Annotated in this window: 1 protein-coding gene; it reads right to left on the bottom strand. The window is 71.5% G+C overall.

The features are described 5' to 3' along the window. Positions 1-1,519: polyketide synthase dehydratase domain-containing protein (locus IO30_RS46200; protein ID WP_167347302.1), on the bottom strand; the 1,519-nt coding region annotated here is incomplete at both ends.

Here is a 1,519-nt window from a genome sequence, read left to right as displayed (position 1 = left end):
TCGCCGTCGCCAGGACCTCGACGCCCCAGTGCCGGGCCAACTGCACCGCAGCCATACCCACGCCACCGGCCGCCGCGTGCACCAGCAGCCGCTCGCCGGACTGCACGTCGGCGAGGTCGACCAGACCGTAGTAGGCGGTGAGGAACACCAGAGGTACCGAGGCCGCCTGCGTGAACGACCAGCTCTCCGGCATCGGCACGACCATCCGGCCGTCCGTGATGGCGACCGAGCCGAAGCCGTCGGGCACCAGGCCCATGACCCGGTCGCCGGGGGCGAGGCCGGTCACCTCGGCGCCGACCTCCAGGACGACACCGGCGGCCTCGCTGCCCAGCGGCGCCTCACCCGGGTAGGTCCCGAGCGCGATGAGCACGTCCCGGAAGTTCAGGCCCGCGGCCCGTACGCCGATGCGTATTTCACCGGTGCGCAGCGGGCGATCGGCGCCCGAGGGTGCGATTTCGAGGTCTTCCAGCGATCCCTTGCGTTCGATCGACAGGCGCCATGCGCTGTCGGGGGACGTCACGGTCTGCCGCGTACGCGCCAGGCGCGGGACGAGCACCCGTCCGTCACGGACCGCCAACTCCGTTTCCCCCGAGGCGAGAAGGGAACCCCAGGGGATGTCGACGACCGCACCATCGCCATCGCCACCTGCGTCTACGTCTACGTCTACGAGGACGAACCGTCCCGGGTGTTCAGACTGGGCGCAGCGCACGAGCCCCCACACCGGTGCCAGCTCCAGCTCAGGTGCATCGTCTCCGACCAGGAGACCTCGGCGCGTCACCACGACCAGCTGCGAATCGTCAAGCCAGGTGCTCGCCAGCCACCGCTGGACGAGAGCGAGGGCGTCACAGGCCACGGCGCGGGCCGCCAGGGCGGCATCCGCCGCATCCGGCTTCCGGATCTGCACGACGACCGCCTCGGGGACCGGGGCCCCTGCGGCGACGGCATCCTCCAGCGCATCGAGGTCCGTGAAGCGCTGCACCGACTCCGCTACCGGCAGCGGCTGATCGCCGAGGGCGACCAGGTGGCCGTCCGAGGTGTCCGTGGTCCCGACGAGGTCGGTCCAGTCGATCCGGAACAGCGAGTTATTCGTCGCCGGCCGTCCTCCGCCGAGCTTCGCGCGCTCGGCCGGGCGGAAGACGAGCCGGTCGACACCGCCGACCGCCGTACCGTGCTCGTCGGCGAGGTCGATCCGCAGCCCGGAGCCGTCCGTCGGCGTGATGCGCACCCTCACCCGGGAACGGCCCGGCTGCCCGAAGCGGACTCCGGACCAGGAGAACGGCAGTTGAGTGATCGACTCGTCCCCGGTGCTCATGGCTTCCAGGCCGCCGTGCAGCGCGGCGTCGAACAGGGCCGGGTGAATACCGAAGGCGCTTGCCGTCTCGGCGTGCTCGTCGGGGAGCGTGATCTCCGTGTAGACGGTGTCCTGGTCGCGCCAGGCGGCCCGTACGCCCTGGAAGGCCGGCCCGTATTCGTAGCCGAGGTCGGCGAGCCGGGCGTACAGCACGTCGGTGGCGAGGCG

Origin of the sequence: Streptomyces xanthophaeus, from assembly GCF_000725805.1 — a bacterium.
Classification (GTDB): domain Bacteria; phylum Actinomycetota; class Actinomycetes; order Streptomycetales; family Streptomycetaceae; genus Streptomyces; species Streptomyces xanthophaeus.
The sequence above is the reverse complement of the archived record's forward strand: the minus strand, read 5'-3'. Positions and strand labels throughout refer to the sequence as shown.